Origin of the sequence: Algoriphagus aquimarinus (assembly GCF_007997215.1) — a bacterium.
Lineage (GTDB): Bacteria > Bacteroidota > Bacteroidia > Cytophagales > Cyclobacteriaceae > Algoriphagus > Algoriphagus aquimarinus_A.
In genome coordinates this window covers 86,118-99,794 of the sequence record NZ_VORW01000012.1, presented here as the reverse complement: position 1 = coordinate 99,794, position 13,677 = coordinate 86,118, and the positions used below count along the sequence as shown (strand labels likewise).

The following is a 13,677-nucleotide window of genomic DNA, read 5'->3' as shown; positions in this document are numbered from 1 at the left end:
GAAGTGTTATGGAATTTTGGATAAAAGTTATGAGATTTTGCATGGGGTAAGCGAGAAAAGGCTTAAATCTCATATCCACAAAGTTTTAAATATTTACCTAAGGGTTTTTTATACTCCTTTTAAATGGAAAATTCGGCTTGAAACCCTAAACTGGCATAGTTACATTTTCCGAGTTGGGTTAGTTAACTAATAATGACTGTTAAAATTTTTATAATCGGTTTTCATGTAAATCTGAATTTCTTTAACTTAAACGGATAAATTTAACCAATAACCATGGCACTTATAAACCTTAAAATCAACGGCAAGGCTCATTCGGTTGATGTAGAAGAAGACACTCCACTACTTTGGGTTCTTCGAGATCATCTCGGATTAGTCGGTACAAAATACTCCTGTGGCATTGCCCAATGCGGTGCATGCACCGTCCATAGAAATGGCGAAGCAATGTTCTCCTGCATCACTCCAGCGGCTAGTCTTACAGAAGATGAGATTACTACCATAGAAGGGCTTTCTGAAAATGGAGACCATCCAGTACAAAAAGCCTGGGCAGAAGTAGATGTGGCTCAATGTGGCTACTGCCAAGCTGGTCAAATCATGAATGCTTCAGCTTTTCTTGAAAAGAATCCAAAACCATCCATGGAAGAAATAGATGAAGCTATGAACAGAAATATTTGTAGATGTGGTACTTATCATAAGATCAGAGAGGCCGTTGCGATGGCTGCTAACTCCAAATAATCATGGCAACACTGACAAAAACTAACCGAAGAGACTTCCTAAAAATTGCAGGAACCACGGCAGGAGGCTTATTCATAGGCTTCAACTGGATGAGTTGTGACTCTCCAAAAATGGAAGTGCTAAGCACTGAAGAGGTACTTGCAAATGCCAAGAATTTCAATGCATTTTTGAGCATAGCGCCATCTGGAGATATCGTGATTTATTCTCCTAATCCTGAATTGGGACAAAATATTAAAACTTCCTTTCCAATGGTCGTCGCCGAAGAATTGGATGCAGATTGGAGCAAAGTAAGAGTACTACAAGCAAATCTTGACACAGATAAATTTGAGCGACAATTAACTGGTGGCTCAGGTGCCATGCCTCACTCTTGGGAGCGACTTCGCAAAGCTGGAGCAACGGCAAAGTACCTGTTGGTCGCTGCCGCTGCCAAGAAATGGGAAGTATCTGCAGATGAATTGAATACATCAGAAGGCATTATTTACCATAAAGCCAGCGGAAAGAAAATTGGTTATGGGGAAGTAGCTAATGATGCAGCTCTTTTAACCGCACCAGATGAAATTCCATTAAAGGATAAAAAGGATTTTAAGATCATCGGTACTCCAGTAAAGAATGTGGAAAATGGAGCAATTTTCACAGGAGAGCCGCTTTTTGGACTGGATTTTTATAGAGAAGGAATGCTACATGCTATGATTCAGCGGGCACCTTTCGGAATGAAAATCAAATCCATAGATGATGCCGCTGCCAAAAATGTAGATGGAGTGAAGGATGTGATAACTTTTGAAAACAGCGTTGCTGTGGTAGGAACATCTACATGGCCACTGATGAAAGCTAAGAAGCTTCTTAATGTGGAATATGAACCAGATGGCAAAGTGGAAAGCTCAGCAGATCATGATGAGATTTTCAAAGATCTACTGGTAAATGGAAAAGCCGAAGTAAAGCGGGAAGATGGTAATGTAAATGCAGCTTTTAAAAACGCAGCTCAAGTGGTAAGCGCTGAGTACCAATGTCCATTCCTTTCTCATTCTCCGATGGAGCCAATGAATTTCTTTGCTCATGTGCAAGCAGACAAAGTAGAATTGGTTGGGCCCACACAGACACCAGAACGAGCTAGAAGTACAGCGGCTGAAATATCAGGAATTGCTCCCGAGAATATTACTGTTGAAATCACTCGATTGGGAGGTGGTTTTGGTAGAAGGCTAAGTGCTGATTATGTAGCCGAGGCAGTTCATGTTTCCAAAATGATGAATGCTCCGGTGAAACTAACCTGGAGTAGAGAAGATGATTTGACTGGTGGAGCCTACCGACCTGCTGTGCGATATAGATTCGAAGCTGCGCTGGATGCCGATGGCAATATGACTGGCTACAAACTGCGAGGAGTAGGTATGAATGCCGGAAACAGTACTAGAGAGCATAATTTTCCTGCTGGAGCTGTGGACAATCTGCTGATTGAAAATGTGAATTATGAATCATCTATAACTACTAATGCCTGGCGTGCACCAATTACCAATTTCTTGGCATACGCCGAGCAGTCCTTTCTTGATGAAGTTGCACTTGCAGCCAAGAAAGATCCTGTTGATTTTAGATTGGAACTAATGGAAAAAGCAAAAGCCAATCCAGTTGGCGGTGAATTGCAATATAATGTAGATCGTATGATCGGTGTCACAAAAGTTGCCGCAGAGAAATCAAATTGGGGTAAAAATCCAAATGTGAAGCAGGGTTTTTCTGTTTACTTCTCTCATAGAACATACGTAGCTCAAGTAGCTGATATTGAGATGGAAAATGGAACTCCTACACTAAAGAAAATACATGTAATCACCGACTGTGGAATGGTAGTCAATCCTACTGGCGCTAATCATCAAGTTCGTGGTGGAGTAGTCGATGGGATGGGACATGCGATGTACGGAAATCTAACTTTTGAAGGAGGACTTCCTACACAAACTAACTTCGATAAGTATCGATTGATACGCATGAAAGAGGTGCCAGCTGTAGATACTTACTATGTGGACAGCGGATTTGATCCTACAGGTTTGGGTGAGCCTTGCCTTCCACCAACTGGCGGAGCTATCGCAAATGCCATCTTCAGTGCAACTGAAAGAAGATTAAGAAGCCAGCCTTTTATTGATCAGAAGGAGTTTCAGGATCTAAATCTTGGAATAAAAAGAGCGTAAATAAAATGCTGTAGGGGTGAATCAATATTCACCCAAAAACAATGATTCAGCTAGGATAGGGGCGAAAGGTTTTTCGCCCCTACTTTCTTATATCTCATCCATCTCTCGTTCTGGCCAGTAAGGGCCTTTGAGGTTCAGTTTGTCATTTTCAATTTCAAATGTGATTTTCATCTGATCCCGCTTTTGGTCATGAATAGCTAAGCAGGCATTGTAATGAATTAAGTCAAATTCAAAGATGAAATCTCCAGAGCTTTCATCTTTGAATTTAATCTCAGAACCCAAATTCACTTTCTCGGCTAGCGCACCTTCTTTCTTGAAATAGTAAGAGAGGAAAATCCCTAAGTCCTTTTCATTTTCGGTTAAAACTTGCTTGATTTCCTCTTCTGTAGGTTTTTTAGATTTTGGGAGTGTTAATGTCCAGGTTTCTTGCATGATTGAAATTGGGAGAATTTAAGAATAAAGTAAGGGTTGAGGATGAATTTTTAGTCCATCATTAGGAAGGAGTCTACTGACAATAAACCACTTTTCTCAATGAGTTATCACAAGGAAAGTTGCCTATGGATGTTAGAATTTTAAATATTCCCAAAAATAACCAAATTGGAAGCGAGATAGGAACAAACAATCATCAACTCCCAACTAATAAATGAATTACCCAATTTACCTTGATTACAATGCTACTACACCCTGTGCTCCTAAAGTCATAGAAGCTATGATTCCATGGTTTGGGGAGAATTTTGGTAATGCCGCAAGTAAGTCTCATGCGTATGGTTGGGTATCTGAAAATGCAGTAGAGGAAGCACGAGAGCAAATTGCAAACTTGATAGGTGCTCAAGCCAAAGAAATCATTTTTACTTCCGGAGCTACTGAAGCAATTAATCTAGCGATTAAAGGAACTTTTGATTTTTACAAAGGAGAAAAGCAACATTACATCACCTGCCAAACCGAGCATAAAGCCGTTTTGGATTCCATGAAAGCTCTGGAGGAAAAGGGAGCTGAAGTGACTTATTTACCAGTTGATAATCAGGGGATTATTGATCTGAAATTACTTGAAGCCAGTATTCTTCCCCACACCAAAATGATTTGCCTGATGTGGGCAAATAATGAAACCGGTGTAATTCATTCCATCGAAGAAATCAAAGCATTGGCGGAGGAGAATAGTATCATCTTCCTGACCGATGCAGTGCAAGCTGCAGGCAAAATTCCAATCTCTGTAAAAGGTGTGCATCTGATGGCTATCACTGCGCATAAGCTCTATGGCCCAAAGGGTATTGGCGCGTTGTATGTCCGTCACAATCATTCACTGCCCAAGCCTTTGGCGCAGATTCACGGAGGAGGACATGAGAAAGGTTTCCGAAGCGGAACGCTGAATGTCCCAGCTATCGTAGGTTTTGGCAAAGCTGCCGAGATAAGACTATCGGAAATGAACGAAGAATCAAACCGCTTGGAAATGCTACGTGATTTGCTGGAAAACAAACTTTTATCTTTTCCAGATACTTTTCTGAATGGAAGTCAGAATAGACTTACTCATGTCACAAACATTGCTTTTGGCGGAGTAGAAGGAGTGGACTTACTTCGCAAAGTTTGCCAGAAAGTCGCTGTGAGTTCAGGTTCTGCCTGCACTAGCATTTCTCCAAAACCCTCACACGTACTTCAAGCCATGGGTTTGGATTCCGATCTGGGAAGAGCTTCGATACGATTTAGCTTGGGTAGGAATACTACTGAGCAGGATGTGATGGATGCTGTGGACTGGGTGGAGAAAGTAGTGGGGGAATTGAGGGGGAAATAGTCTCTCGCTGCGGCGCGGAGAATTATTCCCCCGCAAAGGCACTACGGCGCAATTTTTATAGTTTCGAAATACTTAGCATACCACTAACTTAAATAATTTATCTATTAAGCAAGATGGGGGAATATAGTTTAAGATACGATTACGAAATGGAAGGGGGTTTTATTTCAAAACCTTCCAGTAGACCCTTCGACTTCGCTCAGGGTGACACCTCAAAGGTTAACAGAACGTTGCGCCTCCCGATAGCTATCGGGAGCGCCGCTGCGAGAAAAAAACTGCGCCTTTGCGCCTTAGCGGGATACTACATTACAAATTCAAGTCTCTCAAATCCTCTTCAGTATCAATATCTACTTTACCTTTAGGGAAGGCTACAGTCGCTAGATCATCCTCGTGAGCAAGTACAATATTTTTAGCTCCTTCATCACCAGTAAGCTCCATCAATTCTTTAAAATAAGCTGATCCGAAAAGTATAGGAACTCCAACAACTTTGGCATACTTACAGGCTACTATGCCTTTTGATTCCTTCTCCTGAGTGTCTATAAGCTTATTCAGAATCTTTGCATCCACAAAAGGCTGATCACAAAGCATGATAATCACCTGATCAGGCTTATCGAATTTCAACATGTACTCAAGTCCAACTTTGATGCTGGAAGACATGCCTTTTTCGAAGTGGGGATTAGGAATGTTCGGGATGCTAGCTCCCGGAAAAGTCTTCTTGATCTCATCACGATTAGCACCCAATACCAATACTCTCTTATCGGCCTTAGAATCATTTGCAGCATCAATAGCCAGTTGAAGCAGGGTTTTTTCTTTGTATTTCGCTATTTGTTTTGGATAGCCAAGTCTAGTTGATTCTCCTGCTGCAAGTATGATGATTCCGGTTTTCATATGATTATAATAATTTTTAATGGCCATATGGAATCTCGCATGATTGACCAATTTCTCTGGGTGAGATTCTAGTCATGCTCGATTTCATTCATTCTTAGTGTATGGGGCCTGTCTTATTTCGCAGAAAGGTACCTTGTTTTTTTGCTAAAACCGCTTTCACCTCCGCCAAAATGGACAAAGCAATCTCTTCCGAACCCTCTGCGCCTATATCCAAACCCATTGGCGAGTAGATAGCAGCTTGATTGACAGCTAGTCCTTTCTTCTCTAGTCGCTCAATTAGCTTTTCAGACTTTTTCTTGGGGCCTAATATCCCAATATAAGGTAAGCCCAAAGGCAACAGATCTTTCAATACCTGAGCCTCGTATTCAAAATTGTGAGTCATCAACAATGCAGCTGTATGAGCGTCAGTATCCAACTCCTTTACCACTTCATCACCTGAGCCAGTCACTAGTTGACTAGCAGTTGGGAAACGTTGGGGTGTAGCTAGATTCTTTCTGCCGTCTATTACCACTACTTCAAGCCCTAAAATGTCTGCAATTTTAGCCAAGGGAATTGTATCATTTCCTGCTCCAAAAAGTAATATACTTATTACGGGTTTGATAGATTCGATGAATACTTGAAGGTCATCAAACTCTTCGAACTTACGAATGATATGATTGTTGGCATCATCTGCCTCTATTTCATTCTGAATCTGCTTCCAAAGTAAATTGTCTAGCTTTTTTTTATCACCAATAATCAGATCTTGCTTCAAAAGAACCCTTGTCCCAATCTGTTCTTGCTTGGAGTATTTCACCGAAAACACAGTGATTAGGCGACAGAAAACACGGTCTTGAATCGCAATTTTCAGTAATTCAATTGGATTTATAGAGTTTTGATAATCAATAGGTTCTATCAATACATGTATAATCCCATTGCACCCCAAACCAACTCCGAACTTCTGATCATCTTCGTCTGTAGTATCGTAGGTGACCAGCATAGACTTCTGCTGGAAGATCACCGTTTGAGCTTTGCGCAGCGCATCACCTTCCAAGCAACCACCTGATATAGCTCCAGTCAATTCTCCATCTTCGGAAACTAACATTCTGGCACCAGGTCTTCGATAAGCGGATCCATCCACTTGCACTACAGTCGCGAGAGCTACTTTTTTACCTTCTGTTTGGAAGGTTTCATACGCATGGATGATGGATTGGATTTCTTTCATAGCAATAGAGAAGGCCTAATTAGTAGAACTTCTCCAACATTTTCAAGAAGATTCATTTCGATGGTAAGGATTCTAGCAAAAATATATGGCATGCTTTAACTTGCAGTATGAAAATCCCAAGTCTCGCACAACTCAAGAAAGAACTTAGCTATCTCAATGAGAAAGAATTGATTGATTTGGTGACGGATCTGAGCAAATTCAGCAGGGACAACAAATCCTATTTATTTTTTAAGCTGAATGAGAAAGACAATCCTACACTGTATTTGGAAATGGTGCAGGAAGAACTGGAAGCAGATTTTCAAGTGTCTAGAGGAGACCATTCATATTATGCCAAGAAAGCTGCTCAAAAGCTACGTCGAAAGATGAACAAGCTGCTCAAGCTGAGTAAAATCAAAACTGATCAGATCGAAGTGCTTTTATTTTTCTGCGAAAAGCTGAAAGAATATGGCTTTCTCAGGCACAGAAATCAGGTTTTGGATAATATCTATCAAATGCAATTGGGAAAGGCGGTTAAACTCATTTCTGGCTTGCACGAAGACCTTCAGTTTGATTATGAGGGAAGAATCGATGATTTGACGGGTTAATTACCTCCTTCATACTTCTGGAAAAGTGTTGGTCGGTTTGCTTGCAAACGAAGCAAAAGATACTTTGTATTTGAATTGATTTTAAGCTTGGGTTAATCTGATTGATAGTTAATCTATTAGCTATGAACTTGAATAAAGTCCAAACTCAATGAACCCAACCTAAAACCTAGTATGAAAAAGACAATTCTATTTGCCCTACTTCTGGGAATTGGAGGGCTTGCCACAGCGCAAACTACCAAAGTTGATCTCAGTAAATATCCCGCTCCAGTCACTTTTACCAACGAGCAAGATCATGCCAATATGCAGCAGCAACTCGGCATAAAAGTGCTTAGACCAGGGCCAAGTGGCAATGAATCTGCTCCAAATGCAGCTAATTACGATGAGTCCAAAGCCAATCCATGCCCTGAACTTCCGGATATTCTGACCACCAATAATGGTCAAAAAGTCTCTTCAGCAGATATGTGGTGGAAAACCCGAAGACCAGAATTGCTGGATGCATTGGAACGAGAAATCTATGGAAAACTTCCTGATAACATTCCGAATGTAACCTGGGAAGTAAAAATCACCGACCGGGAATTTGTAGCCAGAACCCCAGTGATTGCGAAGCAACTCATAGGACATGTGGACAATAGTGCATATCCTCTAATAGATGTGGATATCAATATGATGGTGGTGGTTCCAGCAAATGCAAAAGGGCCAGTTCCGGTTTTGATGATGTTTGGTCGTCCTTCTTTTCCTGCTCCTGCGCAGCCAAATAATGAGGATATGGATATTTTGAATTCTTCTTTCAAAGAAATGATGATCAAAAACGATCCATCTTTACAAGCACTTTTTGATAAATATCCTGCTTATAATCCTGTAACAAGATTGCCGGGCACTAGTTTCTTTGCTCCGCCTACAAATGGTGAATCTCCATCAACTGAGCAGCTTCTGGCGGCAGGATGGGGGTATGCGACCATCGAACCGGCAAGCATTCAGGCTGACAACCATGCCGGAATTACTAGAGGAATTATTGGCTTGGTAAACAAAGGTCAGCCGCGTTCACCGGAAGATTGGGGGGCACTTCGAGCTTGGGCCTGGGGAGCTGCCAGAGGGTTGGATTATTTAGAAACAGACCCCTTGGTTGATGCAAAAAAAGTAGGGATCGAAGGAGTTTCCAGGTATGGAAAAGCCGCATTGGTTACCATGGCTTTTGAACCTCGTTTTGCAACAGCATTAATAGGTTCTTCAGGAAAAGGCGGAACTACTCTTCATAGAAGAGTTTTTGGCGAAGCTGTAGAAAGTCTTACTGGTGGAGAAAACTACTGGATGGCAGGAAACTACATGAAATACGGAGCGGAAGAGTCTATTTTTGGAAGAATGGATGGTTGTGATCTGACAGTAGATTCTCATGATATGCTTGCTCTTTGTGCGCCAAGACCTGTTTTTGTAAGTTATGGTATCCCTGAGAAAGGCGATTCAAAATGGCTTGATCAAAAAGGAAGCTACATGGCCGTGGTCGCTGCAGGAGTAACTTACAAACTGCTAGGAGCAACTGATCTGGGTGTGTCAAATGACTATATGAAAGAGGAAATGCCACCGTATAATACCGATATGCTGGATGGTGATTTAGCTTGGAGACAGCACGACGGTGGTCATACTGATGGTCCGAATATGCAGCATTTTATTCCTTGGGCCAATCGGGTGTTGGATTTTGAGAAGTAAATACTTCCTAAGTAGTAAGAAACAGACCAAAAGTCCCGCACTTGTTATAGACAATTGCGGGACTTTTTTTTGATTTAGCACATCAACTGGAATTGATCAAGTGAATTCACAGAAAGAATAATAAATCATAATGAATAGTATATCAGACATTTAATGATTTTTAGTAAATTCCTTTTTTATAATTTTTCAATTTTAATCAATAGCCATGACAGGACTTGTAGTACTGGATGTTTTTATCAGTTTGGTGTTTATTTTTCTCCTTTACAGTCTCTTTGCGATGACTATTATAGAGACAATCACCTCAGCGTTTAGCTCAAGAGCAAAAAATTTAATCACGGGAATTGACCGATTACTTGCAGATGATCAGCATTCAAATCGCATCAATCACACGTTTTTGAATCTCTTCTGGGTCAAAACAGACAATCCGCTTACCAAGGCATTTTACAAACATCCTTCTATCAAATACCTGGGAAATAAAGGCATTAATTCCAAGCCTTCCTATATCACAAAGGAGCGCTTTGCGGGGACCTTATTTGACTTGCTGAAACAAGGGAGTTATCTGGATGAAATAGATAATATCTCGGCTACACTTGGCATGATTCAGGAGTACGACTCCAGTGAATTGGCATCTAGAATCAAAAGCACAGAAGAGGAATTGAAAGAATGGGAGCAATCTGCTGAACCAGATAAACTGACTATAGAAGCGCTGAAGGAAGAGCTCGATTTTTTGAAAAAGGAGCATTTCCAAAGAAACAACAAGGATCATCCCTGGGAAATAGAAGGGTTTTCTCTGGGAGATGAAACTAAGTACCAATTAAAATTACTCTGGCAGAATGCCGCAAATGACAAGGCTAAATTTCGGGGTTTGATGGAAAACTGGTATGAAGATCAAATGGACCGGGTCGCCGGTTGGTATAAGCGGAAACTGACATTTTTGACCTTTATCATAGGTCTAGTCATTGCTTGCACATTTAATGTTGATACTATTAGGCTTACCACAGATCTAAGTAAAAATGAGGATATGCGGACACTGCTTGTGGAGAGTGCTAAGACTCATCTTGCGGAAAACCCAGAAGGTGGAACCACGAGTTCATTTGATGCGCAGCGAAAGTATTTAGACTCATTGAATATTACGCTCAGTAGTTACAATGACGTCTTGGGAGCCAGTAAGGAGGAAGATTATACTTTCTGGAGTTTTCTAGGTTGGCTAATCACTGCATTTGCCATTTCCCTAGGAGCGCCATTTTGGTTTGATCTGCTGAACAAGCTTATGAAAGTCAGAAACTCGGTTCAAATCCCTGTAAATACTGCACCAGCTTCTGCAGCTTCTGAAAGTACCAACACAAACGTAGTAGGCTGATGGAAACGTTCAAGGGAATAGTAAATATTCATGTTAATCTGCGACAGAATTGGCCTTCGGTCAATGCCAAGGTTTCAAAAGTGCTTAATCCTAACACTGAAGTGGAGATTTCGCATGCTGTAGTAGGGGAGCCATACCTAGATTCTGATATTTGGTACGTATTGACAAATCACTGTTTTGTGTGGAGTAAAGCCGTTTATGCCAGTTCAGAGATCCCGCTCCTAGACAAGAAAATCATTGTCACGGCTGACGACATTGGAATTGTAGATCAGATAGATGTAGGAGCGCAAATAGCCCTGAAAGAAGGGTGGATTAATTCTCTCGCTGTGCTGGTAAATCGACCAAATGATCCTAATGAGGAGTATTTAAAGCGATTTGTGGAGACACTTAAAAATCATAGAAGAAATGGCTGCACAAAAAGCCTGTTTGAAACCACACATATAGGTTTACATTTTACGATTACTTCGGGGCAGCCTGTTTCCAATTTTACTGCAGTTAGGCTATTAGTTGACAACGAGGGCAAGTTTCTGGATTTCCGGAAATTCAATAGAAATTTTGAAAAGGCAGATTATGTCAATCAGATAAAAGAGGAGTTTTTGGCGCAATACGAAAAATTCAAACGTGTATTTGGTAAGGAACCAGATCATCTCACTTCCCATCACGATGTGCTCACATTCAACAATCCACTTTTCAGCTTCATGCACACGTGGTCAAGAGAAAAGGGAATTCCTCTACGGAATCATAGATTTTTACCTTCATCCAAACGATTTTGGTACGATACCTTAGCACTCACCAATGTCAATTTGCCATCAATCGACACCATGAATTCCTGGGAAACTAGCTATGGTGCTACAGAATTCGAAAGTCCTGAGCATACTGTGGTAGAGCATTATGGCCCAATTCCACCTTTTGGAGTTACCTGCTATGAAAGCACCAAAAGGAAGAAGCAGGGCAAACTCATCAAATGGATAAGTGATTTTCTAGTTAGTACTGACACCAGCAGGGAAATAGTGATTCACCTGATCAAGTCCGATTTGCGCAATCAACGCGACTATGTTAAATTTTTTGATCCACTTCGATCATCCTATCCGGGGATAGAAATCAAATACTTCGATGGGCGGGCAGCCGAGTATCTTTCGCTCAATGAAAAGCGACCGTGGACATCTCATCCTGCACTTGATCTTTCTCCGGCTTATTTCAGACCTTTTATGAAGTCTGACGACAGTCAATCGTTCACTGTGGAATAAATTTGATAAGCTGTTCCTGTTTTTGCCATAAATGCATGTAATTTCAAAAACAAAGAATCCACATAGGCTAATTACCTGTCACTACAATAACCCAAAATCCATGAAACGTTCGGTCTCAGTTTTTGCTATTTTACTCTTTCTATTTTCCTCATCACTATTCGCTCAGACTAAAAATGCAATGTTCCCAGAAATGCCGGGAATGGTTTCATACACCTATAGAAATAGCCTTTCAAAGGATCTTCCTGCTACGCTCGATACACTGCAAGCAATGGGAATTACGGATATGGAGTTTTCGAGTCTATTCGGCCATAGTACAACAGATATCAAAATGGAATTGGACAAGCGCGGAATGCACTGCTCTTCCTTTGGGGTAGGATATAAAGATTTGATGGAAAAGACCGCAACGGTTGGCGAAAATGCGAAAGCCCTAGGTGCTGAATATGTGCGGGTGGCATGGGTTCCTCACACTGGCGCTTTTACACTTGAAGCTGCGCAGCAGACTATTGCTGATTTTAATGCAGTAGGAAAGGTACTGAAGGAGGATTATGGATTGACTTTTTGCTATCACAATCACGGCTACGAGTTTGAGCCGCATGGTGACGGAACACTCTTCGATTTGATCGTACAGGAGACAAACCCTGCTTATGTGAGCTTCGAAATGGATATCCTTTGGACATTCTTTCCTGGAGCTGATCCTGCAGCTTTGCTGACTAAATACGGAGATCGCTTCAAACTCATGCACGTGAAAGATCTGCGAAAAGGCATTGTAGGCAATATGTCTGGAGGAACTCCAACTGAAAATGATGTCACACTTGGCACTGGACAGCTAGATCTACCAGCAATTCTCAGAGCAGCGAAAAAGGCCGGAGTGAAGCATTTCTATATTGAGGATGAAAGCCCGATCTACTACCAGCAGGTTCCAAAGAGTATTGCTTATTTACAGAATTTGAAGAAGTAGGAGGGATTAGAAATTTCAGATTTCTAATTTAGGCACTCTCTAAAAATGGATGTTGTTGATTGTACTAAACAACCATATACTTTAAACAAGAAACTTCTTCCCTGTCATTTCCTCTGATACTGACCAAAGTTTCGTGGCAACTAGTAAATCATGAGATTTGCTGCTTGACTTTACTTTTGCAGGAGGGCCTTTCACTTCTCTGAAGCCAGAAGGTCCATAATATTCACCGCCTTTTGCTTCGGGATCCAGTGCAGCTCTCAATATAGGAAGTGCTCCATGTTTAGAATCCTGCCCTATGAGCGAAGCTAATGGTGAAAATAATAGGCTACCAATAGATGTCAAAAAGGCACCCAGATTTGTTCCTGAAAATCCAGGATGTGCAGATAGGGCTTTTGCATAGATTCTTGAAGAATCCAGACGTCTTTGAAGTTCGTAAGCAAACATCATACAGGCCAATTTACTCTGAGCATAAACAGACCATTTATTATAGCCTTTTTCTGCATCTAAGTTGTCAAAAGCGATCTTTCCATTTTTGTGAGCTAGGCTACTCAGCGTTACGACTCTAGCATTCGGGGTATTCTTTATGAGTGGAAAAAGCAGATTTGTGAGATGAAAATGTGCCAAATAATTCACTCCAAATTGACTTTCAAACCCATCTTTGGTGATAGATAGGGGTGGCATCATAATGCCAGCATTTTCTATCAACAGATCCAAATGATCATATTTCTTCGAAAACTCAGATGCAAATTCCTCCACAGATTGAAGACTATTTAGGTCTATCAAAATGATTTCCAGATCTGCATTGGGGACTTCCTTAATGATCTTATTCATTGCTTCATGAGCCTTTTTTTGATCTCTGGAAGCAAGGATTACGGTTGCACCTTTTTTCGCCAAAGCCAGAGCAGTTTCATACCCTAAACCAGAATTTGCTCCAGTGACAATTGCAATTTTACCTTTTTGCGAAGGGGCAGTTTCAATTGAAAAATCATTCATAAAAATAGACAACGTTGGAAATGTAAAAACAGCTGAATGCAACTTACAGAAAGCATACA

The 13,677-nt window shown here is 41.1% G+C and carries 12 protein-coding genes; 8 read left to right on the top strand and 4 right to left on the bottom strand.

From position 1 onward, the window contains the following. The first annotated feature begins 273 nt into the window (after positions 1 to 273). Positions 274 to 732, top strand: coding sequence for a (2Fe-2S)-binding protein (locus ESV85_RS15580; protein ID WP_146919161.1), 459 nt, complete (start codon positions 274 to 276; stop codon positions 730 to 732). Positions 733 to 734: 2 nt separating this feature from the next. Next, complete coding sequence (locus tag ESV85_RS15575) at positions 735 to 2,900, top strand: xanthine dehydrogenase family protein molybdopterin-binding subunit (RefSeq protein ID WP_146919159.1); 2,166 nt, start codon at positions 735 to 737, stop codon at positions 2,898 to 2,900. 87 nt (positions 2,901 to 2,987) lie between these two features. On the opposite strand, the gene ESV85_RS15570 is transcribed toward ESV85_RS15575, so the two are convergent. Continuing rightward, positions 2,988 to 3,332: a hypothetical protein gene (locus tag ESV85_RS15570; RefSeq protein WP_146919158.1), complete on the bottom strand. Its 345-nt coding sequence runs from the start codon at positions 3,330 to 3,332 to the stop codon at positions 2,988 to 2,990. A gap of 211 nt (positions 3,333 to 3,543) precedes the next feature. Between ESV85_RS15570 and ESV85_RS15565 the strand changes: the two genes are divergently transcribed. Further along, on the top strand, positions 3,544 to 4,686 hold the full coding sequence (locus ESV85_RS15565; protein WP_146919156.1) for a cysteine desulfurase family protein: 1,143 nt from the start codon (positions 3,544 to 3,546) through the stop codon (positions 4,684 to 4,686). A gap of 303 nt (positions 4,687 to 4,989) precedes the next feature. Here the strand turns inward: ESV85_RS15565 and ESV85_RS15560 are convergent, their stop codons facing one another. After that, entirely contained in the window at positions 4,990 to 5,571 is a 582-nt protein-coding gene (locus ESV85_RS15560; RefSeq protein WP_223276014.1) for an NTP transferase domain-containing protein, read from the bottom strand. A 94-nt stretch (positions 5,572 to 5,665) separates the two neighbouring features. Then, entirely contained in the window at positions 5,666 to 6,772 is a 1,107-nt protein-coding gene (locus ESV85_RS15555) for an XdhC family protein (protein WP_146919152.1), read from the bottom strand. A 107-nt stretch (positions 6,773 to 6,879) separates the two neighbouring features. Here ESV85_RS15555 and ESV85_RS15550 point away from each other — a divergent pair, with 107 nt between their 5' ends. The 5 genes from ESV85_RS15550 (at position 6,880) to ESV85_RS15530 (ending at position 12,625) form a co-directional block, all read left to right on the top strand. Further along, on the top strand, positions 6,880 to 7,356 hold the full coding sequence (locus ESV85_RS15550; RefSeq protein ID WP_146919150.1) for a hypothetical protein: 477 nt from the start codon (positions 6,880 to 6,882) through the stop codon (positions 7,354 to 7,356). A gap of 171 nt (positions 7,357 to 7,527) precedes the next feature. Further along, positions 7,528 to 9,060, top strand: a complete 1,533-nt coding sequence (locus ESV85_RS15545) for an alpha/beta hydrolase family protein (protein ID WP_146919149.1) — start codon at positions 7,528 to 7,530, stop codon at positions 9,058 to 9,060. 205 nt (positions 9,061 to 9,265) lie between these two features. Then, the gene (locus tag ESV85_RS15540) at positions 9,266 to 10,420 is read left to right on the top strand and encodes a hypothetical protein (RefSeq protein WP_146919147.1); all 1,155 of its coding nucleotides are present in this window, start codon (positions 9,266 to 9,268) and stop codon (positions 10,418 to 10,420) included. Beyond that, complete coding sequence (locus ESV85_RS15535; RefSeq protein WP_146919145.1) at positions 10,420 to 11,667, top strand: ChbG/HpnK family deacetylase; 1,248 nt, start codon at positions 10,420 to 10,422, stop codon at positions 11,665 to 11,667. Before ESV85_RS15540 ends, ESV85_RS15535 begins: the two co-directional genes overlap by 1 nt. A gap of 100 nt (positions 11,668 to 11,767) precedes the next feature. Next, positions 11,768 to 12,625, top strand: coding sequence for a sugar phosphate isomerase/epimerase family protein (locus tag ESV85_RS15530; protein WP_146919143.1), 858 nt, complete (start codon positions 11,768 to 11,770; stop codon positions 12,623 to 12,625). An 81-nt stretch (positions 12,626 to 12,706) separates the two neighbouring features. Here ESV85_RS15530 and ESV85_RS15525 read toward each other — a convergent pair whose 3' ends face one another. Continuing rightward, positions 12,707 to 13,618: an oxidoreductase gene (locus ESV85_RS15525; RefSeq protein ID WP_146919141.1), complete on the bottom strand. Its 912-nt coding sequence runs from the start codon at positions 13,616 to 13,618 to the stop codon at positions 12,707 to 12,709. Positions 13,619 to 13,677 lie beyond the last annotated feature (59 nt).